The sequence below is a fragment of the Kocuria rosea genome (assembly GCF_006094695.1).
Lineage (GTDB): Bacteria > Actinomycetota > Actinomycetes > Actinomycetales > Micrococcaceae > Kocuria > Kocuria rosea.
This window is the reverse complement of sequence record NZ_CP035103.1, coordinates 3,031,806-3,056,647: the sequence shown is the minus strand read 5'-3', so window position 1 is coordinate 3,056,647 and position 24,842 is coordinate 3,031,806. Positions and strand designations below refer to the sequence as shown.

General features: G+C 69.0%; 12 protein-coding genes and 3 rRNA genes. 10 read left to right on the top strand and 5 right to left on the bottom strand.

Annotated features, from left to right (window positions below; genetic code table 11):
- Positions 1-112 precede the first annotated feature (112 nt).
- The 6 genes from EQG70_RS13940 (at position 113) to rrf (ending at position 14,596) form a co-directional block, all read left to right on the top strand.
- Positions 113-2,566 carry an alpha-1,4-glucan--maltose-1-phosphate maltosyltransferase gene (locus EQG70_RS13940; RefSeq protein ID WP_017831956.1) on the top strand — a complete coding sequence of 818 codons (2,454 nt, stop codon included), beginning with the start codon at positions 113-115 and terminating at the stop codon, positions 2,564-2,566.
- A 109-nt stretch (positions 2,567-2,675) separates the two neighbouring features.
- On the top strand, positions 2,676-4,442 hold the full coding sequence (gene treS, locus EQG70_RS13935) for a maltose alpha-D-glucosyltransferase (protein WP_017831955.1): 1,767 nt from the start codon (positions 2,676-2,678) through the stop codon (positions 4,440-4,442).
- A gap of 53 nt (positions 4,443-4,495) precedes the next feature.
- A complete protein-coding gene (gene glgB, locus EQG70_RS13930; protein WP_109269388.1) occupies positions 4,496-8,434 on the top strand; it encodes a 1,4-alpha-glucan branching protein GlgB in 3,939 nt (1,312 codons plus the stop codon).
- Between the two features lie 575 nt (positions 8,435-9,009).
- Positions 9,010-10,535, top strand: a 16S ribosomal RNA gene (locus EQG70_RS13925).
- 599 nt (positions 10,536-11,134) lie between these two features.
- Positions 11,135-14,262, top strand: a 23S ribosomal RNA gene (locus EQG70_RS13920).
- Between the two features lie 217 nt (positions 14,263-14,479).
- Positions 14,480-14,596 (top strand): 5S ribosomal RNA (rrf, locus tag EQG70_RS13915).
- Together the 16S, 23S and 5S rRNA genes form the textbook arrangement of a ribosomal RNA operon.
- A gap of 132 nt (positions 14,597-14,728) precedes the next feature.
- Here rrf and EQG70_RS13910 read toward each other — a convergent pair.
- Genes EQG70_RS13910 through EQG70_RS13900 form a run of 3 tightly spaced genes read right to left on the bottom strand, consistent with a single transcriptional unit; the run spans position 14,729 to position 18,013 of the window.
- Positions 14,729-16,402: an FAD-binding oxidoreductase gene (locus EQG70_RS13910; RefSeq protein ID WP_035930276.1), complete on the bottom strand. Its 1,674-nt coding sequence runs from the start codon at positions 16,400-16,402 to the stop codon at positions 14,729-14,731.
- A 40-nt stretch (positions 16,403-16,442) separates the two neighbouring features.
- Positions 16,443-17,228 (bottom strand): lysophospholipid acyltransferase family protein, encoded by a 786-nt coding sequence (locus EQG70_RS13905; protein ID WP_017832787.1) that lies wholly within the window; start codon positions 17,226-17,228, stop codon positions 16,443-16,445.
- Positions 17,225-18,013, bottom strand: coding sequence for an SDR family NAD(P)-dependent oxidoreductase (locus EQG70_RS13900; RefSeq protein ID WP_031282649.1), 789 nt, complete (start codon positions 18,011-18,013; stop codon positions 17,225-17,227). Before EQG70_RS13900 ends, EQG70_RS13905 begins: the two co-directional genes overlap by 4 nt.
- Positions 18,014-18,161: 148 nt before the next feature.
- Here EQG70_RS13900 and EQG70_RS13895 point away from each other — a divergent pair, with 148 nt between their 5' ends.
- Together EQG70_RS13895 and EQG70_RS13890 are read left to right on the top strand one after the other, a co-directional pair.
- Positions 18,162-20,420, top strand: coding sequence for an HAD-IB family phosphatase (locus EQG70_RS13895; RefSeq protein WP_017832785.1), 2,259 nt, complete (start codon positions 18,162-18,164; stop codon positions 20,418-20,420).
- Between the two features lie 36 nt (positions 20,421-20,456).
- Positions 20,457-21,032 (top strand): TetR/AcrR family transcriptional regulator, encoded by a 576-nt coding sequence (locus EQG70_RS13890; protein WP_017832784.1) that lies wholly within the window; start codon positions 20,457-20,459, stop codon positions 21,030-21,032.
- Between the two features lie 22 nt (positions 21,033-21,054).
- Here the strand turns inward: EQG70_RS13890 and EQG70_RS13885 are convergent, their stop codons facing one another.
- A complete protein-coding gene (locus EQG70_RS13885) occupies positions 21,055-22,257 on the bottom strand; it encodes a DUF4032 domain-containing protein (RefSeq protein ID WP_095650815.1) in 1,203 nt (400 codons plus the stop codon).
- A gap of 161 nt (positions 22,258-22,418) precedes the next feature.
- Between EQG70_RS13885 and EQG70_RS13880 the strand changes: the two genes are divergently transcribed.
- Positions 22,419-23,240, top strand: coding sequence for a MurR/RpiR family transcriptional regulator (locus EQG70_RS13880; RefSeq protein WP_017832782.1), 822 nt, complete (start codon positions 22,419-22,421; stop codon positions 23,238-23,240).
- Between the two features lie 168 nt (positions 23,241-23,408).
- Positions 23,409-23,612 (top strand): hypothetical protein, encoded by a 204-nt coding sequence (locus tag EQG70_RS13875; protein ID WP_017832781.1) that lies wholly within the window; start codon positions 23,409-23,411, stop codon positions 23,610-23,612.
- Positions 23,613-23,692: 80 nt separating this feature from the next.
- On the opposite strand, the gene EQG70_RS13870 is transcribed toward EQG70_RS13875, so the two are convergent.
- Complete coding sequence (locus EQG70_RS13870; RefSeq protein WP_109268847.1) at positions 23,693-24,832, bottom strand: ABC transporter ATP-binding protein; 1,140 nt, start codon at positions 24,830-24,832, stop codon at positions 23,693-23,695.
- Positions 24,833-24,842: the final 10 nt, after the last annotated feature.

Genomic DNA, 24,842 nt, shown 5'->3' with positions numbered 1-24,842 from the left:
CCCATCCGTCCCCCGGCGCGCCGCACCGCCCGACCGGGGCCGTGACACTGGGACGGCGACACCGTCCCACGGTTCCACAGCGGGCTTAACGATCGCCGGGTTTGTCGCTAACGTGGTCCAGGTGAGCCAAGCCAACACGCCGCCCCCGTCCGACCCGGCCTCGAGCCCGGCCGGCGCGCCCGCCCCCGACCCCTCGACGACGACGCCCGCCCTTCCCGGTGCCGGGACCGGTGCCGCCGCGGCGCCGGCCGAGCAGCCCGCGAAGAAGGCACCGGCGCGGCGCAGAGCGTCCACCGCCCGGAAGGCCCCGGAGCCCGAGGTCACGGCGCCCGTGGCCGACGAGCCCGGCATCGCCGTCGTCCCCGCGGCGGAGCCCAAGCCGCGTGCCAAGCGGACGTCCACGGCCAGGACGGCCGCGGCGAAGTCAGCCGCAGGGACGCCTGCGGCCAAGGCCGCCGGCACGAGGACGGCCACCGCCAAGAAGGCCACCACGCCGCGGAAGTCGACGACCACGCGCCGGAAGGCCGCCGGCTCGGCGTTCTCCCGCGAGGACCTGGTCTACGGCCGGATCCCGGTCGTCGGCGTGAGCCCCGTGGTCGAGGACGGCCGCTTCCCGGCGAAGGCCGTGCCGGGCGAGTCGATCCGCGTGGGCGCCACCGTGTTCCGTGAGGGCCACGACGCCCTGGGCGTGACCGCGGTGCTCTACGACCCGCAGGGCGCGGAGGCCGAGCGCGTGCCGATGCGCCTCACCACTCCCGGCACCGACCGCTACGAGGCGTGGCTGACGCCGTCGTCCGAGGGCGCCTGGACCTTCGCCGTGGAGGGCTGGGGAGACCTGTTCGAGACGTGGCGCCACGCCGCCGAGATCAAGGTGGGTGTCGGCCAGGACGTCGACCTCATGATGGCCGAGGGTGTCGTGCTCTTCGACCGCGCCGCCGCGGAGCCGGGCCGCCCGGACTCCGACGCCGAGCTGTTCCGCGCGGTCTCCCGCACGCTCGGCAACGGGGAGCTGCCCGCCGAGCACCGGCTCGAGGCCGGCACCTCCGCCGAGGTCCTGGCCGTGGTCGCCGAGCGGCCGTTGCGCGACCTCGTGACCGAGAGCCGCCGCTACCCGCTGAAGGTCGAGCGCGCCGCCGCCGGCCGCGGGTCCTGGTACGAGTTCTTCCCCCGCTCCGAGGGCGCCGTCTTCGACGCCGAGTCCGGCACGTGGGCCTCCGGCACCTTCCGGACCGCCGCCGAGAGCCTCGACCGTGTCGCGGCCATGGGCTTCGACGTCATCTACCTGCCCCCGATCCACCCGATCGGCACGGCGCACCGCAAGGGCCCGAACAACACCCTGGTGGCCGGTCCGCAGGACCCGGGGTCCCCGTGGGCCATCGGCGCCCCCGAAGGCGGGCACGACGCGATCCACCCGGACCTCGGCTCGTTCGAGGACTTCGACGGCTTCGTGGCCCGCGCCGGGGACCTGGGCCTCGAGGTGGCCCTGGACCTCGCCCTGCAGGCCTCCCCGGACCACCCGTGGGTCACCGCGCACCCGGAGTGGTTCACGACCCGCGCCGACGGCTCCATCGCGTACGCGGAGAACCCGCCGAAGAAGTACCAGGACATCTACCCGATCAACTTCGACAACGACCCCGAGGGCCTGTCCCTCGAGGTGCTGCGGATCGTGGAGCTGTGGATCTCCCACGGGGTGAAGATCTTCCGGGTCGACAACCCGCACACCAAGCCCCTGTGGTTCTGGGAGTGGCTGATCGGCACCGTCAACGCCAAGCACCCCGACGTCGTGTTCCTGGCCGAGGCGTTCACCCGCCCGGCCATGATGCAGGGCCTCGCCCGGGTCGGCTTCCAGCAGTCCTACTCGTACTTCACCTGGCGCAACACCAAGAAGGAGATCGAGGAGTACCTCGAGGAGATCAGCCACGAGACCTCGGCGGTGTACCGGCCGAACTTCTTCGTCAACACCCCCGACATCCTCACCGAGTACCTGCAGTTCGGCGGGCCTGCGGCCTTCAAGATCCGTGCCGTCCTGGCCGCCACCGGCTCGCCCCTCTGGGGCGTCTACGCCGGCTACGAGCTCTACGAGCACGTGGCCCGGGCCGGCGCCGAGGAGTACGTCGACAACGAGAAGTACGAGTACCGGCCCCGTGACTTCGCCGGCGCCGAGGAGCGCGGCGAGTCCCTCGCCCCGTACCTCACGCGGCTCAACGAGATCCGGCGCCGGCACGCCGCGTTCGGCGACCTGCAGAACCTGACGGTGCAGTCCACGTCCGACGACGCCCTGGTCGCCTACTCGAAGACGAAGACCGTCCGGCACGGGGGCTCGAGCTACAAGGACACGGTGATCGTGGTCGTGAACGTGGACCCGCACGCGACCCGGGAGGGCACCGTGTGGCTGGACCTGGAGACCCTGGACCTGGACGACGCGGACTTCAACGAGGACGGCAGCTTCTGGGTGGACGACCTGCTCAGCGGGAACTCCTGGAAGTGGGGCACGCACAACTACGTGCGCCTGGACCCGCACTACGACCCCGCGCACGTCCTGCACGTCCGCCGCAACGTCAAGTAGGGGCTCGACCGCACCCCGTCGGGGCCCTCCCGGGCGACGTCCCCGGGAGGGCCCCCTCCGCAAGCTCCGATGGCCTCCGTCCCACCTGTCCGAAAGGCGGCACCCCCGCATGAGCATCTCGCCGTACTCGCTCAACGCGCCCGGCATCTCCCACGACCCCGACTGGTTCCGCAAAGCGGTGTTCTACGAGGTGCTCGTCCGGGCGTTCTCCGACGCCAACGGTGACGGCTCCGGCGACTTCTCCGGCCTGATCGACAAGCTCGACTACCTGCAGTGGCTCGGCATCGACTGCCTCTGGCTGCCGCCGTTCTTCGAGTCCCCGCTGCGCGACGGCGGCTACGACATCTCGGACTACTACTCGGTGCTCGACGAGTTCGGCACGATCAGCGACTTCAAGCGCCTCGTGGCCGAGGCGCACGCCCGCGGCCTGCGGGTGATCATCGACCTCCCGCTCAACCACACGAGCGACCAGCACCCGTGGTTCCAGGCCTCCCGCGAGGACCCCGAGGGGCCCTACGGCGACTTCTACGTCTGGTCGGACACGGACGAGCTGTACCAGGACGCCCGGATCATCTTCGTGGACACCGAGGAGTCGAACTGGACGTTCGACCCGATCCGCCGGCAGTTCTTCTGGCACCGTTTCTTCTCCCACCAGCCGGACCTCAACTTCGAGAACCCCGCCGTGGTGGAGGCCGTCCACGACGTGGTGAAGTTCTGGCTCGACATGGGCATCGACGGCTTCCGGGCCGACGCGATCCCGTACCTGATCGAGGAGGAGGGGACCAACTGCGAGAACCTCCCCGGCACCCACGACTTCCTGGTCGAGCTGCGGCGCATGATCGACGACCAGTACCCGGGGCGCGTGGTGATCGCCGAGGCGAACCAGATGCCGCACGAGGTGGTGGAGTACTTCGGGAGCGAGCAGGACCCCGAGTGCCACATGTGCTTCCACTTCCCGATCATGCCGCGGATCTTCTACGCGCTGCGGGACCAGAAGGCCGCCCCGATCGTGGAGACCATGCGGGAGACGCCGGACATCCCGCGCGGCACCCAGTGGGGCACGTTCCTGCGCAACCACGACGAGCTGACCCTCGAGATGGTGACCACCGAGGAGCGCCAGGCGATGCTCGGCTGGTACGCCCCCGACTCGCGCATGCGCGCCAACGTGGGCATCCGCCGCCGCCTGGCCCCCCTGCTGGACAACTCGCGGGCCGAGATCGAGCTGATCCACGCCCTGCTCCTGTCCCTGCCGGGCAGCCCGTTCCTGTACTACGGGGACGAGATCGGGATGGGCGACAACATCTGGCTCGACGACCGCGACGCGTCCCGCACCCCCATGCAGTGGACCCCGGACCGCAACGCCGGGTTCTCCAAGGCGGACCCGGGCAAGCTGTACCTGCCCGTGGTGCAGTCGCTGGTCTACCACTACAACCAGGTCAACGTGGAGGCGCAGCTGGCGTCGTCGTCGTCCCTGCTGCACTGGATGCGCCAGATGCTCGCGGTGCGCAAGGCGCACCCGGCGTTCGGCCTCGGCTCGTACGTCGGCGTGGAGACGGACCACGACTCCGTGCTCGCGTTCCTGCGCGTGCTCCCCGACGAGGAGGCCGACGACGGGCGCGGCGAGACCGTGCTGTGCCTGTTCAACCTCGCGCACACCCCGGCGTGCGCCCGGATCCGGTTGCCCCAGTTCGCGGGCCGCGGGCTGCGCGAGCTCTTCGGCGGCGACCTGTTCGGCGAGGTGGACGAGGCCGGGGAGTACCGCATCACCCTCGGCAGCCAGGACTTCTTCTGGCTGCGCCTCCGGGCCGCTCCCCGCGACGACGGCACGTCCCCCCAGACCACGGCCATGCCGATCATCACCGCCACCAAGTCCTGAGCGCGTCCGTGCGTCCGGCCACCTCCTCGCCCGTCCCGGAAGGACCCGATCCCATGACCGACCAGCACCCCCACGAGCTCCTCGACCTCCTGCGCCGGTGGCTGCCGCGGCAGCGGTGGTTCCCCTTCGCGGACGGCGGTGCGGGCACGGAGCTGCGGGTCGTCGCCCAGCTGGCCCTCCCGGACCAGGAGGGCGCCGGCGCCCGGCTCCTGCTGGTCGAGGCCTCCGAGGGGGCGCGCACCGAGCTGCTCCAGGTGCCGCTGAGCTTCCGCGCCGCGCCCCTGGAGGGCGCCGAGCGCTTCCTCGTCGGCGAGCTGGCGCCCGCCGCGGCCGAGGACGCCGGGACGGGCGTCCCGGCGGAGGAGACCGCCACCCCGCGCCGGGCCGCGCGCTTCCTCCGGGACCGGGCCGCCCGCGCCGGCCGTGCCGTGGCCCACCGCACCGGGCTGCCGCTGCCCGGTGCGGAGGACGCCGTGGCCGGCCCCTGGGTCTACGACGGGGTCGGCGACCCGGCGTTCGTCGGGCCGGTCCTGGGGCTCATGCAGCGCGCGGAGCAGCTCAGCTCGGGCCCGCTGGGGCTGACCGTGACGGGCGCGCACGCCGACGTGCTGCGCGTCCCCTACGCGGTCGAGACGCCCGCGCAGGTCCGCGTGATCTCGAGCGAGCAGTCGAACTCCTCGGTGATCCTCACCCCGCCCGCGGGCCGGGCGGACGCCGACGCCGTGATCGTGAAGTTCTTCCGCGTGCTGGGGGAGGGCGACAACCCGGACGTGGAGGTGGGTCGCGAGCTCACCGCGCTCGGCTGCCCCGCGGTGCCGAGCACCTTCGGGTGGCTCGACGCCCGCTGGCGCACCGGGCTGAGCACCGTGCAGGGCCAGCTGGCCGTGGCCACCGAGTTCCTCGCCGGCTCCGCCGACGCGTGGGGCCGGGCCGTCGAGGCCGCGGAGCAGGGCACGGACTTCACCGAGGAGGCCCGCGAACTGGGCCGCACCACCGCGCGCGTGCACCGCGACCTGGGCCGCGCGTTCGGCGCGGACGTCCCCGACGACGACGCCCGCGCCCGCCTCCTGAACGACCTCGGCGGACGCCTGCGCTGGGCCCGCACGGAGACCGGCTCCCTGTTCTCGGAGCACTCGGCCGCCCTCGACCAGCTGATCACCTCCCTCGACGACGTGCCGGAGCTGCCCCCGCTGCAGCGCATCCACGGCGACTACCACCTGGGCCAGGTCCTGCAGACCGAGGACGGGCAGTTCAAGGTGCTCGACTTCGAGGGGGAGCCCCTGCGCGCCATCGAGGAGCGCACCCGGCCGGACGTCGCCCTGCGCGACGTGGTCGGCATGCTGCGCTCCTTCGACTACGCCGCCGCCTTCGGCGCCCGTGCCGGCGCGGCGGACGCCGAGGCGTGGGGCCGGCGCGCCGGCGACGCGTTCCTGGCGGGCTACGAGCAGGGCGCCGGGCACCCGGTGGACCGCGGTTCCCCGCTGTTCCAGGCGCTGTGGCTGGACAAGGCCCTGTATGAGGTCGTCTACGAGCAGCGCAACCGCCCCGACTGGGTGGACGTCCCGGCAGCGGCGGTTCGCCGTTCACTGGAGAGCCTCCGGTCGCGTAGCGTGAACCCTGATACCGCCGGTGCGGACCCCGCCCCCGGCACCGACCACGACGACGACAGCTCCCGCTCCGCGCGGCTCATCCCTGCGGCAGCGGGAACGGAAATCGAGGACGCAGTGAGCGCCAGCACTCCGCAGGACCGATCCGACCCCGTCCAGAAGTCCCGCGCCGTCCCGGCCGGCCACGACGTGGCCCCTGCGGGACCGGTGCACGTGGCCGAGCACGTGCTGGCCGCCGTGTCCGAGGGCCGCCACCACGACCCGCACAGCGTCCTGGGCGCGCACCTGAACCCGGACGGCAGCGTCACCGTGCGCACGCTGCGCCGGTTCGCGACCGCGGTCGCGGTCGTGACGCAGGACGGCACCTTCGAGCTCGAGCACGAGTGGGGCGGCATCTTCACGGGCGTGGTCCCCGCGCACGAGCCGGGCCGGATCCCCGACTACCGCGTGGACGTGACCTACCGGGACCTGGAGCCGCAGCGGCTGGACGACCCGTACCGCTTCGGGCCGACCCTCGGCGAGCTGGACCTCCACCTCATCGGCGAGGGCCGCCACGAGACGCTGTGGACCGTCCTCGGCGCGCACGTGCGCCGCTACCCCTCCGCGATGGGCGACATCACCGGCGTGGCCTTCGCCGTGTGGGCGCCCAACGCCCAGGCGGTGCGGGTCATCGGCGACTTCAACGGCTGGGACGGCAGCGAGCACGCCATGCGCTCCCTCGGCTCCTCGGGCGTGTGGGAGATCTTCGTCCCGGGCCTGGGCTCCGGCGCCACCTACAAGTTCCGCATCCTCGGCCGGGACGGCGGCTGGCGCGAGAAGGCGGACCCCATGGCCTTCGGCACCGAGGTGCCGCCGTCCACGGCGTCCCGCGTCTTCGAGTCCGACTACGAGTTCCAGGACGACGCCTGGATGGCGCGCCGGGCGGCGACCGATCCGCACAACGCGCCCATGAGCGTCTACGAGCTGCACATCGGCTCGTGGCGCAAGGGCCTCGGCTACAAGGACCTCGCGAAGGAGCTCGTCGAGTACCTCACGTGGCAGGGCTTCACCCACGTGGAGTTCATGCCCGTGGCCGAGCACCCGTTCGGCGGGTCCTGGGGCTACCAGGTGACGTCCTACTACGCGCCGTCCTCCCGCTTCGGCAGCCCGGACGAGTTCCGCTACCTCGTGGACAAGCTGCACCAGGCCGGCATCGGCGTGATCGTGGACTGGGTCCCGGGCCACTTCCCGAAGGACGAGTGGGCACTGGCCCGCTTCGACGGCGAGCCCCTGTACGAGCACGCCGACCCCCGCCGCGGCGAGCACAAGGACTGGGGGACGCTGATCCCCGACTACGGCCGCAACGAGGTCCGGAACTTCCTGGTGGCCAACGCCTCCTACTGGCTCGAGGAGTTCCACGTGGACGGCCTGCGCGTGGACGCGGTCGCGTCCATGCTCTACCTGGACTACTCGCGCAACGAGGGGGAGTGGGAGCCCAACGTCTTCGGCGGCCGCGAGAACCTCGAGGCGATCGCGTTCCTCAAGGAGGCCAACGCCACCGCGTACAAGCGCACCCCGGGGATCGTCATGATCGCCGAGGAGTCGACGTCCTACCCGGGCGTGACCCGGCCGACCGACGCCGACGGGCTGGGCTTCGGGCTCAAGTGGAACATGGGGTGGATGAACGACACCCTCGAGTACATGGCGGAGGACCCGGTCAACCGGTACTACCACCACAACAAGCTCACGTTCTCGCTGGTCTACGCGTTCTCGGAGAACTTCCTGCTCCCGATCTCCCACGACGAGGTCGTCTACGGCAAGGGCTCCCTCCTGCGCAAGATGCCGGGCGACCGGTGGCAGCAGCTCGCCAACGTCCGCGCCTACCTGGCGTTCATGTGGGCCCACCCCGGCAAGCAGCTGATCTTCATGGGCACGGAGTACGCCCAGGAGTCCGAGTGGTCCCAGGAGCACGGCCTCGACTGGTGGCTCTCGGAGACCCCGCCGCACAAGGGCGTCCAGGAGCTGGTCCGCACCCTCAACGGGATCTACCGGGAGACCCCCGCGCTGTACGAGCGGGACAACAACCCCGCGGGGTTCGAGTGGATCGACGCGGCCGACGCCGGGCGCAACACGCTGTCCTTCACACGCTGGGACGAGCAGGGCAACCCGCTCGTGTGCGTGGCGAACTTCGCTGGCAACCCGCACGAGAACTTCCGGCTGGGCCTCCCGTGGGCGGGGGAGTGGGTCGAGGCGCTCAACACGGACTCCGAGCTCTTCGGCGGTTCGGGCGTGGGCAACCTCGGCAAGGTCACCGCCACCGAGGGCGCCCACAACGGCAACCCCGCCTCGGTCGAGCTGACCGTCCCGCCGCTCGCCGTCCTGTACCTCAAGCCGGCCGAGCACTGAGCCGGCCCCGGCCGTTCCCGCGGGAGCCGGCCGGAGTCACGGGAAGGGCCCGGATCCTCGGATCCGGGCCCTTCCGCCGTCCCGGGACCGGATGCGGGGCGCCCGGAGAAACCGCCGGCGGGCGGCGGCGGCGGGTCCGGGAGGCCGGTTTGCACGGGCCGCGGAAACCGAGTAACTTCATCCAAGTCGTCGCGGCGAGGAACTCCTCCGGGAGATCCACGGGGCGGCATCCCCCACCGAACGGTCCCGACCGAGCAGCCAGCGAGTTGCACGGGAGCGGAAGAGTGTTAGGGTGGGAGATTGTGAGCTTCGCTGGAAGGCGGCGCCGTCACGATCAGGTAACCAAGAGTTCACCTGAGATTGACCGGGGTCGACCGGAAGGGCTAAGGTTGCAGAGCACTCCGGCAGCAAGGTGTCAAGCGAGACACGGCTGATCGGTCTGTTGTTTGAGAACTCAATAGTGTGCCATGTTTGTTGATACCGGATGTTTTATTCGGTTGATTGGTTGTCGCCGTCCTGCCTCCGTGGGGTGGTGGCGACATTTTCAGCCGGGGTTTGATGTTTTCGTTGTTTTTTTGACGGAGAGTTTGATCCTGGCTCAGGACGAACGCTGGCGGCGTGCTTAACACATGCAAGTCGAACGATGATGCCCAGCTTGCTGGGCGGATTAGTGGCGAACGGGTGAGTAATACGTGAGTAACCTGCCCTTGACTCTGGGATAAGCCTGGGAAACTGGGTCTAATACTGGATACTACCTCTTACCGCATGGTGGGTGGTGGAAAGGGTTTTACTGGTTTTGGATGGGCTCACGGCCTATCAGCTTGTTGGTGGGGTAATGGCTCACCAAGGCGACGACGGGTAGCCGGCCTGAGAGGGTGACCGGCCACACTGGGACTGAGACACGGCCCAGACTCCTACGGGAGGCAGCAGTGGGGAATATTGCACAATGGGCGGAAGCCTGATGCAGCGACGCCGCGTGAGGGATGACGGCCTTCGGGTTGTAAACCTCTTTCAGTAGGGAAGAAGCGAGAGTGACGGTACCTGCAGAAGAAGCGCCGGCTAACTACGTGCCAGCAGCCGCGGTAATACGTAGGGCGCAAGCGTTGTCCGGAATTATTGGGCGTAAAGAGCTCGTAGGCGGTTTGTCGCGTCTGCTGTGAAAGCCCGGGGCTCAACCCCGGGTCTGCAGTGGGTACGGGCAGACTAGAGTGCAGTAGGGGAGACTGGAATTCCTGGTGTAGCGGTGAAATGCGCAGATATCAGGAGGAACACCGATGGCGAAGGCAGGTCTCTGGGCTGTTACTGACGCTGAGGAGCGAAAGCATGGGGAGCGAACAGGATTAGATACCCTGGTAGTCCATGCCGTAAACGTTGGGCACTAGGTGTGGGGGACATTCCACGTTTTCCGCGCCGTAGCTAACGCATTAAGTGCCCCGCCTGGGGAGTACGGCCGCAAGGCTAAAACTCAAAGGAATTGACGGGGGCCCGCACAAGCGGCGGAGCATGCGGATTAATTCGATGCAACGCGAAGAACCTTACCAAGGCTTGACATTCACCGGACCGCCCCAGAGATGGGGTTTCCCTTCGGGGCTGGTGGACAGGTGGTGCATGGTTGTCGTCAGCTCGTGTCGTGAGATGTTGGGTTAAGTCCCGCAACGAGCGCAACCCTCGTTCTATGTTGCCAGCACGTGATGGTGGGGACTCATAGGAGACTGCCGGGGTCAACTCGGAGGAAGGTGGGGATGACGTCAAATCATCATGCCCCTTATGTCTTGGGCTTCACGCATGCTACAATGGCCGGTACAAAGGGTTGCGATACTGTGAGGTGGAGCTAATCCCAAAAAGCCGGTCTCAGTTCGGATTGAGGTCTGCAACTCGACCTCATGAAGTCGGAGTCGCTAGTAATCGCAGATCAGCAACGCTGCGGTGAATACGTTCCCGGGCCTTGTACACACCGCCCGTCAAGTCACGAAAGTTGGTAACACCCGAAGCCGGTGGCCTAACCCCTTGTGGGAGGGAGCCGTCGAAGGTGGGACTGGCGATTGGGACTAAGTCGTAACAAGGTAGCCGTACCGGAAGGTGCGGCTGGATCACCTCCTTTCTAAGGAGCCGTTGACCGCCGTGTGGTGGTCGCCCCCGCCCTAGTGCCCGTCCGTGGTGCTGGTGGGGTGAGCTCATGGGTGGAATATCAACGAGCAAGTGGCCGCACTCCTCCTGTGCTTCCCGGGTTCCGATCCGGCGGGTGTGGGGGTTGCCGGCCGGGTCGGGTCCTAGTACCTGTCCCATCGTGGTGGACCCTGTGGGGTTCGTGCGGTGTGGGTGGTGGAAGAGAACCGGTCCGGTGGTGGGTGTGGTCCGTGGCGCACTATTGGGTCCTGAGACAACAGGCCCCGTCCCCTTTGGTGGGGGGTGGGGGTGTTGTGTCGCAGGTTCCCGGCGTCCTGCCGGTGGTCGTGTCCCTTTCGGGGGCCGCTAACCACCAGTGTGCGGGGTGTGCGGGTTGTTGTTTGAGAACTGTATAGTGGACGCGAGCATCTTAAGAACAGGTGCCGCAGGCAGCCGGACGGCTTCCTCTTCCCGCAAGGGTTGGGGGTGTGTCTGGTGGGTTGTGGTGCCGTGTTCGTGATTGATCGCCGAGATACCGCTGCCGTGCCCCGTTGGGGTGTGGTGGTGGTGGTATCGGTGTGTTCTGTGATCATGTGGCAAGTTTTTAAGGGCGCACGGTGGATGCCTTGGCATCAGGAGCCGATGAAGGACGCGGTAATCTGCGATAAGCCTCGGGGAGCTGATAAACGAGCTGTGATCCGAGGGTCTCCGAATGGGGAAACCCCGCCGCGTGTTATGCGTGGTGACCCGCACCTGAATTCATAGGGTGTGTGGAGGGAACGTGGGGAAGTGAAACATCTCAGTACCCACAGGAAGAGAAAACAACAGTGATTCCGTCAGTAGTGGCGAGCGAACGCGGAAGAGGCCAAACCGATGGTGTGTGATACCCGGCAGGGGTTGCATCATCGGGGTCGTGGGGCGTGTCGTCCTGGGTCTGCCGGCCCGGGCGTGTGAGTGCAGGGCGATAGTCGAACCGGTGTGAGTGCCGGACCGGAGAGGGTGAGAGTCCCGTAGACGAAATCGTTGCTGCCGCACGGTACGCGTACCCAAGTAGCACGGGGCCCGAGAAATCCCGTGTGAATCTGCCAGGACCACCTGGTAAGCCTAAATACTACCTGATGACCGATAGCGGACCAGTACCGTGAGGGAAAGGTGAAAAGTACCCCGGGAGGGGAGTGAAATAGTACCTGAAACCGTGTGCCTACAAACCGTCGGAGCCCTACAAGGTGACGGCGTGCCTTTTGAAGAATGAGCCTGCGAGTTAGTGTTACGTCGCGAGGTTAACCCGTGAGGGGTATCCGTAGCGAAAGCGAGTCTGAATAGGGCGAGTGAGTGGCGTGATCTAGACCCGAAGCGAAGTGATCTACCCATGGCCAGGTTGAAGCGCGTGTAAGAGCGCGTGGAGGACCGAACCCACTTCAGTTGAAAATGGAGGGGATGAGCTGTGGGTAGGGGTGAAAGGCCAATCAAACTTCGTGATAGCTGGTTCTCCCCGAAATGCATTTAGGTGCAGCGTTACGTGTTTCTTGCCGGAGGTAGAGCTACTGGATGGCCGATGGGCCCTACAAGGTTACTGACGTCAGCCAAACTCCGAATGCCGGTAAGTGAGAGCGTAGCAGTGAGACTGTGGGGGATAAGCTTCATAGTCGAGAGGGAAACAGCCCAGACCACCAACTAAGGCCCCTAAGCGTGTGCTAAGTGGGAAAGGATGTGGAGTTGCTTAGACAACCAGGAGGTTGGCTTAGAAGCAGCCACCCTTGAAAGAGTGCGTAATAGCTCACTGGTCAAGTGATTCCGCGCCGACAATGTAGCGGGGCTCAAGTACACCGCCGAAGTTGTGGCATTGCACCAATGATACCCAACCGGTCTTCGGACCGGTTCAGGTGGTGCGATGGGTAGGGGAGCGTCGTGTGGGCAGTGAAGCTGCGGGGTGACCCAGTGGTGGAGCCCACACGAGTGAGAATGCAGGCATGAGTAGCGAATGACGGGTGAGAAACCCGTCCGCCGGATGATCAAGGGTTCCAGGGTCAAGCTAATCTGCCCTGGGTCAGTCGGGACCTAAGGCGAGGCCGACAGGCGTAGTCGATGGACAACGGGTTGATATTCCCGTACCGGCGAAGAACCGCCCCTATCGAACCGGGGACACTAACCACCCGAACCGGGCCATGCGGTGACCATTGGTCGCCGCCGGCACCGGGGAGCGTGGGACCTGAACCGGGGAGGTAAGCGTATTAACAGGTGTGACGCAGGAAGGTAGCCGAGCCGGGCGATGGTAGACCCGGTCTAAGCGTGTAGGGCGATCCGTTGGCAAATCCGCGGATCATTGAGCCTGAGACGTGACGGGACCCCCATTCGTGGGGGGATTCGGTGATCCTATGCTGCCGAGAAAAGCATCGACGCGAGGTTCCAGCCGCCCGTACCCCAAACCGACACAGGTGATCAGGTAGAGAATACTAAGGCGATCGAGAGAATCATGGTTAAGGAACTCGGCAAAATGCCCCCGTAACTTCGGGAGAAGGGGGGCCCCGACCGTGGACACCACTTGCTGGTGCGAGCGGGTAAGGGCCGCAGAGACCAGGGGGAAGCGACTGTTTATCAAAAACACAGGTCCGTGCGAAGTCGCAAGACGATGTATACGGACTGACTCCTGCCCGGTGCTGGAAGGTTAAGAGGACCTGTTAGCCTCACGGCGAAGCGGAGAATTTAAGCCCCAGTAAACGGCGGTGGTAACTATAACCATCCTAAGGTAGCGAAATTCCTTGTCGGGTAAGTTCCGACCTGCACGAATGGAGTAACGACTTCCCCGCTGTCTCAACCATGAACTCGGCGAAATTGCAGTACGAGTAAAGATGCTCGTTACGCGCAGCAGGACGGAAAGACCCCGAGACCTTTACTATAGTTTGGTATTGGTGTTCGGTGTGGCTTGTGTAGGATAGGTGGGAGACGGTGAAGCGGGCACGCCAGTGCACGTGGAGTCAACGTTGAAATACCACTCTGGTCACTCTGGACATCTAACTTCGGCCCGTGATCCGGGTCAGGGACAGTGCCTGATGGGTAGTTTAACTGGGGCGGTTGCCTCCTAAAGAGTAACGGAGGCGCCCAAAGGTTCCCTCAGCCTGGTTGGCAATCAGGTGTCGAGTGTAAGTGCACAAGGGAGCTTGACTGTGAGAGCGACAGCTCGAGCAGGGACGAAAGTCGGGACTAGTGATCCGGCGGTACATTGTGGAATGGCCGTCGCTCAACGGATAAAAGGTACCTCGGGGATAACAGGCTGATCTTGCCCAAGAGTCCATATCGACGGCATGGTTTGGCACCTCGATGTCGGCTCGTCGCATCCTGGGGCTGGAGTTGGTCCCAAGGGTTGGGCTGTTCGCCCATTAAAGCGGTACGCGAGCTGGGTTCAGAACGTCGTGAGACAGTTCGGTCCCTATCCGCTGCGCGCGCAGGAAATTTGAGAAGACCTGTCCTTAGTACGAGAGGACCGGGACGGACGAACCTCTGGTATGGCAGTTGTACCGCCAGGTGCACCGCTGCTTCGCTACGTTCGGAAGAGATAACCGCTGAAAGCATCTAAGCGGGAAGCTCGCTTCGAGATGAGATTTCCATGCACCTAGTGTGTGAGAGGCCCCCAGCTAGACCACTGGGTTGATAGGCCGGAGGTGGAAGCACGAACCAACGACGTGTGCAGCCGACCGGTACTAATAAGCCGACAACTTACACCACACCCCCACCCCCAACACGTGTTGGGAACATGGGTGGGGTCACCACAGAACACCGCGTCCACTATACGGCTCCCAACCAACAACCCCCACGGTTGTCGGTGAAGACCCACAACTGAATACCGCCCACCACGGGCGGACAACCACAGTGACTTACCCACCCCGTACACCGGCCCACGGCCGGCACGCCCCAGCGGCGCACGGGGTCGGGCACCAGAGTTACGGCGGTCATAGCGTGGGGGAAACGCCCGGTCCCATCCCGAACCCGGAAGCTAAGACCCGCAGCGCCGATGGTACTGCACCCGGAAGGGTGTGGGAGAGTAGGACACCGCCGGACCACACCACCAGGGTCGAGCCCCCGCACCACACGGTGCGGGGGCTCCCCGCATTTAACACCCCGAACAACAACAGAGCAGGCCCCCACCGGCAACGGTGGGGGCCTGCTCTGCTCTGTACGGGCCCGGGAGGGTCAGCCGACGATCTTGCCGGGGTTGAAGTTGCCGCCCGGGTCCGCCGCGGCGAACAGGCTGCGCAGGAGCTGCACGCCCTCGGGGGAGACGTCCTGCTCCATCCAGGGGCTGTGCTCGAGTCCCACCCCGTGGTGGTGGGACAGCGTGGCGCCGGCGTCGATGAACGCCTGCTGGATCGCGCTCTTGATCACGGCGTACTCGGCGTGGGGGTCCTCGCCGATCTCGTAGCCGAAAGTGAAGTAGAGGCAGGCGCCGGCGTGGTACGAGTGGGACATGTGGGACATGATCCACCCGGTCTTGCCCTGCGCCTCGAAGGCCCGGTGCGCGGCGTCATAGACAGCCTGGTGCACCGTGGTGAGCTTGGACCATGGTGCGGCGGTCTCGGAGACGTCGCCGATGGTGTTCTGCTCGAGCAGGAAGTCGCGCAGGTACGGGGTGTCGAACTTCTTCTGGTCGTAGAGCGCGCCGGGGCCCGCACCGAGCACCAGGGCGCCCTGCTTTTTGACGATGCCGGCCACGGCCTTCTTCCGGCGTTCCACCTCGGGCTTGGCGCCCTCGAAGCAGACGTAGGCGATGCACATGGCGTCGGTGTCCCAGCCGCGGCGCCGCATCAGCTCCCACAGCACGTCCTGGCCCTTGGCCGTGACCTTCTTCTTCAGCGTGGCGGGGGCCTTCTGGGTGGAGAGCGAGAACGCGGTCTCGTGCGCGTCGGAGACGCGGGCGAACGTGGTGCTGATGCCGGACCGGGCGATCTCGCGCATCGCAACGAGCGCCTGCTGCCACGTGGGGAACATGTACGCGATGACCTCGCGGTGCTCGGCGATGCGGTGCACGTGCACGTCCAGCTGGGTGATCACGCCCAGCCTGCCCTCGGAGCCGATCATCATCTCCCGCAGGCTCGGACCCGTGGAGGTCGAGGGGAGGGGGCGCAGCACCACGGTGCCGCCCGGGCGCACCACGCGCAGCCCGCGCACGATGTCGGCGATGTCCCCGTACTTGTCCGACTGCATCCCCGAGGAGCGTGTGGCGGCCCAGCCGCCGAGGGTCGAGTGCGTGAAGGAGTCCGGGAAGTGGCCCAGCGTCCACCCGCGGGCGTTGAGCTGCTCCTCCATGTCCGGGCCCAGCACGCCGGCCTGGATGGTGGCCAGCCCCGACGTCTCGTCGAGCGAGAGGACCTGGTTCATCCGGCCCAGATCAAGGGAAACGATCGTTCGTTCCTCGTGGGGATCCGGCTGGAGACTCCGCGAGATGCTCGTGCCGCCGCCGAAGGGGATGACCACGAGGTCGCGCTCCACCGCGAGCCGCAGCACCTGGGCGACCTCCTCCTCCGTGCCGGGGTACACGACCACGTCGGGCACCCGCGCGAAGTCCCCGGCCCGGGTGAGCAGCAGCTCGGTGACGGACTTGCCGGCCCAGTGCACGATCCGCAGCTCGTCGTCGAGGGTCAGGTGCTCTGCGCCGGTGATGGCGGCCAGCGCCTCCAGGAGGGGCTCCCCGGCGCGGGAGGCGGGGACGCTGACCGTGGAGAAGTCGATGGTGTCGCGCTGCCGGGGCCGCAGGTCCACGTCCAGGGCGTTCTTGACGAACGGGGCGAAGGCGGGCTTGTTCGCGTACTCGAAGTGCACGCCTTCCTCGCCCCACCCCCACCACTTCATGTGCTTCACGTGTGCCATCTGCGCAGTACTCTCCTGGTTCTCGGGGGGTGACGGTGGTTCAGGCGTCGATGCGCGGACGGTGCTCGGCGTAGAGCGCCCGCACCGAGGCCTCGATGCGGTCGTTGAAGGACGAGGTGGGCTCCTTCTCCCGGGCGACCAGCGGCTCGCCGACGGCCACCACCACGCGGGGGCGGCCGCGGCGCGGCCAGCGGGCGCCGCGGGGCATCGCCTCGTAGGCACCGATCAGGGCGACGGGGACCACCGGCACTCCCACGGCCTTGGCCAGGCCGGCGGCCCCGATCTTGAAGGACCCCATCTTCCCCGTGCGGGACCGGGTGCCCTCCGGGAAGATCAGCAGCGGGACGCCGGCCTTCAGCAGCTGCTTGGACAGCCCCCGGTTCGCTCCGGTGCCCGTCCGGTCCACCGGGAAGGCGTTGAAGATCAGCTCGGTGAACATGCGCTTGTGCGGGGCGGTGAAGAAGTAGTCCGCGGCCACCCCGGTGGCGAGGTCCCGGCGGATGCGGCGGGGCACCGAGCCCAGGACGAGCGGCGCGTCGAGGTGGCTCGAGTGGTTGGCCACCACGATGCACGCCCCGTCCAGGGCGTCGGCCGCGGGGTGCGTCACCACGGTCCGGCGGACCGTGCGGTACGCGAGGCCCTGCAGGAACACCCGCTGGGCGATCCGGCGGGCGAGGCGGCGCCGCGGGTCACGGAAGCGGTCGGGGCTCAGCTGCGCGGAGGACGCGGGCGGGGCCTCCGGCGCGGCCTCGGGGGAGGAGCCGGCGCTGCCGCCGTCGATGGAGCGCTGGACCGGGACCGGGTCCTGGGGGTCGCGGCGGGTCACGAGCCGGCCGCCCGTTCCTTCTGGCGGGCCGAGGCGACGAGCCCCGAGATCCGGCGCACCGCGGCGCGCGGCAGGTGCCGCAGGGCGAACCCGAGGAGCCGGTAGCGCTTGGTGGGCATCGAGAGCACCTTGCCGCGCGCGACGTCGTCGAGAGCCTCCTCGACCACGCGCTCGGGGCTGAGCCACATGAAGGAGGGGATCGAGGAGCCGCTGATGCCGGCGCGCTCGTGGAACTCGGTGCGCACCCAGCCGGGCAGCAGGGCGGTGACGTGGACGCCCGTCCCGTGGAGCTCCACGGCGAGGGCCTCGGTGAACGCGGTCGTGTACGCCTTGATCGCCGAGTACGAGCCCATCGTGACCAGGCCCGCGGTGGAGGAGACGTTGATGATCCAGCCGGAGCCGCGCGCCGTCATCGCCCGTGCCGCGGCCGAGGAGAGCACCAGGACGGCCCGGCACATGACCTCGAACGCGCGGTCGTGGGCGCCGGTGTCCGGATCGGCGAAGCTGGTCTTCACGGAGAACCCAGCGTTGTTCACGAGCACGTCCACGGGTCGCTCGGGGTCCTCGACCCGGGCGGCGACGCGGTCCACGTCGGTGCGGTCGGAGAGGTCCGCGGGCAGGACCTCGACCGGCACGCCGTGCTCCGAGCGCAGCCTGGAGGCCGTCTGCTCGAGGCGGTCCGCGTCGCGGGCCACCAGGACGAGTGCATTTCCCCGGCGGGCCAGGGCTTCGGCGAACGCGGCGCCGATGCCGGACGTCCCCCCGGTCACGAGAGCGGTAAGCATGAGATCTAGGCTACACTACGGTAGCCGTAGCGCAGCCGGGTGCGGTCCGCTCGAGGGGCGTCGTCGTCGCCCGCCGGGCAGGGCCCGCCCGCAGCCCCCCGCCCGCTCCGCACCGGCGGCGGACCAGCACACCACCGGAGGAACACCGTTGACCGAGACCCCCACCACGCGCGTCCTGCTGACGGGAGCCACCGGCTTCCTCGGGCAGGCGGTGCTCGAACGGCTGCTGTCCGCCCACGAGGGTGTGCACGTCACCGCCGTCGTCCGTCCCAAGGGCAGCATCAGCGGTGAGCAGCGGCTGCGGCAGCTGCTGCGCAAGCCCGCCTTCCGCACCTGGCGGGAGAGCGTGGGCGACGACGAGGCGAAGCGGGTCTTCGCGGAGCGCACCGCGGTCCTCGAGGGGGACCTGTCGGCACTCGCGGGCATCACGGAGCCGTTCGACGTGGTGATCCACTCGGCCTCCACCGTGTCCTTCGACCCGCCCATCCACGAGGCCTTCAGCACCAACGTCGGCGGCGCCACCGGTCTCTACGACGCGCTCCTGGCCTCCGGGCAGGACCCGCACGTCATCCACGTCTCCACCTGCTACGTCGGCGGGATCGCGAAGGGCCTGCGCCCCGAGGCGGCCGTGGACCACGAGGTCGACTGGGCCGCCGAGTTCGAGGCCGCCCAGCGGGCGCGCGAGGAGGCCGAGATGGCCTCCCGCACCCCGGAGCGGCTGCAGGCCATCATCGACGCCGCCACCGCGGACCACGGCAAGGAGGGGCCCAAGTCGGTGGCCCGCGCCGCGGAGGCCGCGCGCGAGGAGTGGGTCCGCACCCGCCTCGTCGAGTACGGGCGCACCCGGGCGCAGTCCCTCGGCTGGACCGACATCTACACCTTCACGAAGGCCCTGGGCGAGCGGGTCGCCGAGCAGAAGTGGGCGGGCGCCGGCCACCGCCTCTCCGTGGTGCGTCCGTCCATCATCGAGTCCGCGCTGCGCCACCCGTACCCCGGCTGGATCGACGGCTACAAGGTGGCCGACCCGCTGATCATGGCCTACGCCAAGGGCGCCCTGCCGGAGTTCCCGGGGCTGCCGGACTCCGTGCTCGACGTCATCCCCGTCGACTTCGTGGTCAACGCGATCGTGGCGCTGGCCACGGGCGGGCACCGCGCCCCGTCGGGCGCGGCCACCCCCGACGGGCAGGCGGACCCCGCCCCCGCGTACTACCAGGTCTGCTCGGGCGCCTCGAACCCGCTCCCGTTCCACCAGATGTACGAGAACGTCCGCTCCTTCTTCCTCGCCCACCCGCTCGAGGACGCCGACGGCAAGCCCATCCGAGTGCCCGAGTGGAAGTTCCCGGCCAACAACGCCGTGGAGCGCTCGCTGGCGGTCAAGGAGCGGCTCTCCGCCGTGGGCGGCCGGATCACCTCCGCGCTGCCCGCGACCTCCCGCACCCGGGAGTGGTCGACCTCCCTGCACCGGATGCAGTCCGGCCTCGGCTCCCTGCGCACCTACGTGGACCTCTACCAGTCCTACACGCGCACCGAGATGATCTTCGACGACGCCAGCACGCGGCAGCTCAACGACTCGCTGCCCGCCGGCACGCCGGAGGACCGGACCTTCGACGTCCGGTCGATCGACTGGGCCGACTACTGGAAGAACGTGCACCTGCCGGCGCTGACCACGATGACCAAGGCCTACGGCCGGCTCCAGGCGGCGTCCAAGCGGCGCGGCACGACCCGGCGGGGTCTCAGCGAGGGCACGGACGTGCTCGCGGTCTTCGACCTCGAGGGCACCGTCCTGGACTCCACGGTCATCCGCCAGTACCTCCAGCTGCGCCGCCGGACGCTGCACCTGGCGAAGTGGCCCGCGGAGGTCGCCGACCTCGTCTCGAGCGCCCCGACCTACCTCAAGGCCGAGAAGCGGGACCGGGGGGAGTTCATCCGGGCGTTCATGCGCCGCTACCAGGGCGTGCCCGCCGGGACCGTGCGGGAGCAGGTGGCCGGGCCGCTCGGCGAGGACATGCGGCGCCTCCTGCGCCCCGGGGCCCTGAGCCGGATCGAGGAGCACCGCGCCGCGGGGCACCGCACGGTGCTGGTCACCGGGTCCATCGACCTGCTCGTGGAGCCGATCGCGCACCTCTTCGACGAGGTCGTGGCGGGCCGGATGGACGAGCGCGACGGCGTGATGACCGGCTACCTCGCCGCTCCGCCCCTGGTCGACGAGGCGCGGGCCCAGTGGCTCAAGAAGTACGCCGAGCAGGGCGGCTACGACCTCTCCCGCTCCTACGGCTACGGGGACTCCCACGCGGACGCCAGCTGGCTGCTGCTCATGGGCCACCCGTACACGGTCAACCCCGACCTGCCCCTGTACCGGCTGGCCCGGAAGAACCACTGGCCCATCGAGGACTGGAAGACCGCCTGAGCGCTCCGGCGGCGGACGGCGAGCAGGAGGGCACCGATGGGCGACGACGACCGGACCGATCCGCGGACCGTCACCACCGACAAGAAGATCACCGCGGCGGCACTGGCCCTCCTGCGCGAGGGCGGACCGCACCGGGTGACCATCGAAGCGGTCTCGGCGGCCTCCGGCGTGGCCAAGACGTCGATCTACCGCCGCTACGCGAACAGCCTGGAGATGCTCGAGGGGGCCCTCGAGGACGCCGTGGCCACGTACTCGCCGCAACGGCCGAGCGCCCCGGCGAGCTGGGACGAGGGCCTCGCCGAGGCACTGGACTTCCTGCTCCACGACATGGGCATCGGGGTGGCGGTCTCCCTGCTGAGCGACCCGGAATCGGAGACGTCCCGGATCCTGCGCGCGCACCTGGTCCGCCCGCGCGTGGAGCGGCTCAAGGAGCTCCTCGCGGCGGAGACGGCGGCGGGACGGCTGAGCCCGGACCTGGACGTCGACGTCGTGCTGGACTTCGTGCTGGGCTCCGCCTACTCGCACGTGGCCCGGTACGGGAGCCTGGGCGACGACTGGCCCCGGCGGGTGCACCGGACCCTGACCGGGGTCCTCGAGACGCACCGGCCCTGACCCGTGCGGGCCGACTCCCGGCTCAGAAGACCTCCCGCTCGTCCGGGCGCTGGGCCAGCTCCGAGGCCACGTAGTCCTCGACCGCCGTGTGCGTCGCCACGTCCTTGCCGGCGCGCTCGGAGAGGAACCACCGGTGCTCGAGCACCTCGTGCACGATCTCGGCGGGCTCGAGCTTGCGGCGCATCGGCGGGGTGACCGCCTCCATGATCGGGGAGAACACCTCGCGCATCCACAGCTGGGCCACGAGCTCCTCGGGCAGGCCGGGGTAGAGGTCCTGCCCGAGCTGGGCGATGTCGGTCAGCAGCCGGCGCGCCTGGTTCTCGTGGGCGCCGAGGCCGGTGAGCCGCTGCAGGCGGCGGGTGTGGTGGCCGGGCTCCACGACCTGCGGGCGCAGCCGGATCCGCCCGTCGACCGTGTCCATGGACGCCTCCTCGACGTCGAAGCCGAGCTCGTTGAGGCGGCGCACCCGCTCGACCACGCGCCAGCGCTCGTCCATGCTGAAGGTCTCCTCGACCGTCAGCTCCCGCCACAGGAACTCGTAGGTGGCCACGAGCCGGTCGGAGACCTCGAAGGGGTCCACCACGTCCGCGATGTCGTGGCCCTCCTCGACGGCGCCCGCGAGCAGGTCCATGATCTCCCCGGCCACGTTGGTGCGGGCCAGCTCGATGTCGTACCCCCGCTGGCCGCGCGTGAGCTCCGGGTGGATCTCGCCGGTCTCGGCGTCCACCAGGTAGGCGGCGAACGCGCCGGCGTCCCGGCGGAACAGGGTGTTCGAGAGCGAGACGTCGCCCCAGTAGAAGCCAGAGAGGTGCAGCTGCACGATGAGGGAGGCCAGCGCGTCCACGAGCCGCTCGACCGTGGCGGCGCTGGGGCCGGCGGAGAAGATGGCCCGGTAGGGCAGGGAGAAGCTCAGGTGGTCGGTCACCAGGGCGGCGGGCAGGGGCTCGCCCTCGGGCGTGTACCGGTCCGTGACCACGGAGTCCGGTACCACGGACGGGATGCCCATGCGCTGCAGCCGGCGCAGGGTGGCGTACTCGTGCCGGGCGTAGTGGGGGACGGTCTCCTTGACGGCGACGATCTTCTCGCCGGCGTGGGCGAAGCGCACCACGTGCCGGGAGATGCCGCGGGGGAGAGCGGCGAGGACGTCCTCCGGCCACTGCTCGAGGGGGGTGTCCCACGGCAGCTCCAGGAGCACGGGGTCCGGGAAGGCCGTCTGGATGGACACGCTCCCGGACCGTCCGCCAGGGGCGGTACCGTCCTGGGGTGCGAGGGGGAAGTGTGGGGCCAGGGAACCCTTCATACCTGGTCATGCTAGCAACCGGCACGGGCCGGAAGTCCCCGCGGGGCCTCCCGCGCCCGATCCCGGCGGTCGCTAGGGTGGGGAGGGTGTCGATCGAACAGCGCATCCATGCGCACTACGCCGGGCTCTCGCCCCAGGAGCAGCGGGCCGCCGACCTGATCCTGGACCACCTGGACGACCTCGCCCTGTACAGCTCGGCGGAGCTGGCGCAGATGAGCGGCGTCTCCCGCGCCACCCTCTCCCGGCTGTACCGGCACCTGGGCTTCGAGTCCTTCACCGACCTCCGGGAGACGGCCCGCACCCTGCGCCAGCAGGGCGTGCCGCTCGGCCCCGACGCGGACCCGGAGCTGAGCCAGCACCTGGAGCAGGAGCTCAAGAACCTGCGCAAGGTCCTGGACCCGGCGGGGGAGGACCGCCCGGCCCGGGCCGTGCGCGCGCTCGCCGACGCGGGAACGGTCCTGGTCGTGGGCCTGCGCAACAGCTACCCGGTCGCCCTGCACCTGAAGCAGCAGCTGCAGCAGGCGCGGGACCGCGTCCGGCTCGCCCCGCTGCCCGGCCAGACCCTCGGCGAGGAGCTCGTGGACGTGGGCGAGGGCGACGTCGTCGTCCTGCTGGGCTTCCGGCGGCGCCCCCGCGGGTTCGAGCGCCTGGTGGAGGTCTGCGCGGCCACGGGGGCGCGGACCGTGCTCGTCGCCGACAGCACGGCCCGGCGCCACGCCTCGGCCGTGGACCTGTGGATCGAGTGCCCCCTCGACGGCGTGGGCCCGTTCGACTCCTACGCGGCGGCCATGAGCCTCGTGTCGGTGCTCGCCGACGGCGTGCTGGCCGCCGCGGGTCCGGACGGGCGACGACGGGTGGGCCGCACCGCCGAGCTCTACGAGGAGCTCGAGGAGCTGGACCTGCGCTGAGCGCCCGGCGGTGCCGAGGAAAGGGCCACCGGGCGCCGCGTCCACCACGGCGGTCCCGGCCCGACCCTGGGTCGGCAGTGCGCGGCCCCGCAGCATCCACTAGAATTCGTCAGTTGGCTGATCACTCCGGGTCCTGAGCGACCCGGTCCGTCCCGAGAGGAACCCGCCATGCATGAACCCCAGGCGCTCGCCCAGGCCGAGACGCACCTTCTCCACGTGCTGGAGCACTCCGATCCGCCGCGCGACGCCAGTCGCTACAACGTGACGGCGGCCGCACGGGACTACCACGACCGCACCGGCACCTGGGACGTGCAGGACGCCGACCCGGACCTCGTCGAGCAGGTGCTCGCCGCTCACCCCGCCGACGACTGATCCGGCCCCGGACGCGCCACGGCGCCCTCCCCGTCGGGGGAGGGCGCCGTGGCGTCGGTGCGGTCGGTCGGCCGCTGGGGTCAGTCGGGGAGGCGGTTGCCGGTGGCGGTGTCGAACAGGTGCACGTGGTCGAGGTTCGGGGCGACCCAGATCGTGGCCCCGGCCCTGGGCGGGGTGCGGCCCTCGACCCGGACGATGATCTCGTGGGCCCCGGCGGCGTCCTCCTCCACGGTCCCGGTCGGGTCCACCGTCACGACCGTGTTCGCCGCGGTGACCGGGGCGAGGTGGCCGTAGACGAAGGCGTCGGCGCCGAGCTCCTCGACCACGTCGGCCTCGATCGGCAGCCCGGTGCCCTCGGCGGCCGGGTGCAGGTCCTCCGGGCGGATCCCGACGGTGACCTTGTCCCCGGTCAGGGCCGCCTGCTGCGCGGCGGTGAGCTCGATGCGCATCGTCCCGAAGGTCGCCGCCCCGCCCGCCACGGGCACCCGGAAGAGGTTCATCGCCGGGGACCCGATGAACCCGGCCACGAACTCCGTGGCCGGCCGGTCGTAGAGCGCCCGCGGGGTGTCGACCTGCATCAGCAGCCCGTCCTTGAGCACCGCGACCCGGTCGCCCATGGTCATCGCCTCGACCTGGTCGTGGGTGACGTAGACGGTGGTGACCCCCAGCCGGCGGGTCAGGGAGGCGATCTGGGTGCGGGTCTGCACGCGCAGCTTCGCGTCCAGGTTCGACAGCGGCTCGTCCATCAGGAACACCTGCGGGGAGCGCACGATGGCACGGCCCATGGCCACGCGCTGGCGCTGCCCGCCGGACAGGGCCTTGGGCTTGCGGTCGAGGTAGTCGGTGAGGTCCAGGATCTTCGCCGCCTCCTCGACCCGGCGGCGGCGCTCCTCGGGGCTGATCTTGGCGATCTTCAGGGCGAAGCCCATGTTCTCGGCCACGGTCATGTGCGGGTAGAGGGCGTAGTTCTGGAAGACCATCGCGATGTCGCGGTCCCGGGAGGGGACGTCGGTGACGTCGCGGTCGCCGATGTAGATGTTGCCCCCGGTGACCTCTTCCAGCCCGGCGAGCATCCGCAGGGTGGTGGACTTCCCGCACCCGGAGGGGCCGACCAGGACGAGGAACTCCCCGTCGGCGATGTCCAGGTTCAGGTCGGTGACCGAGGGCCGCTCGGCCCCGGGGTACTGGCAGGTCACGTTGGCGTAGCGCACAGAAGACATGGTTCGAGGC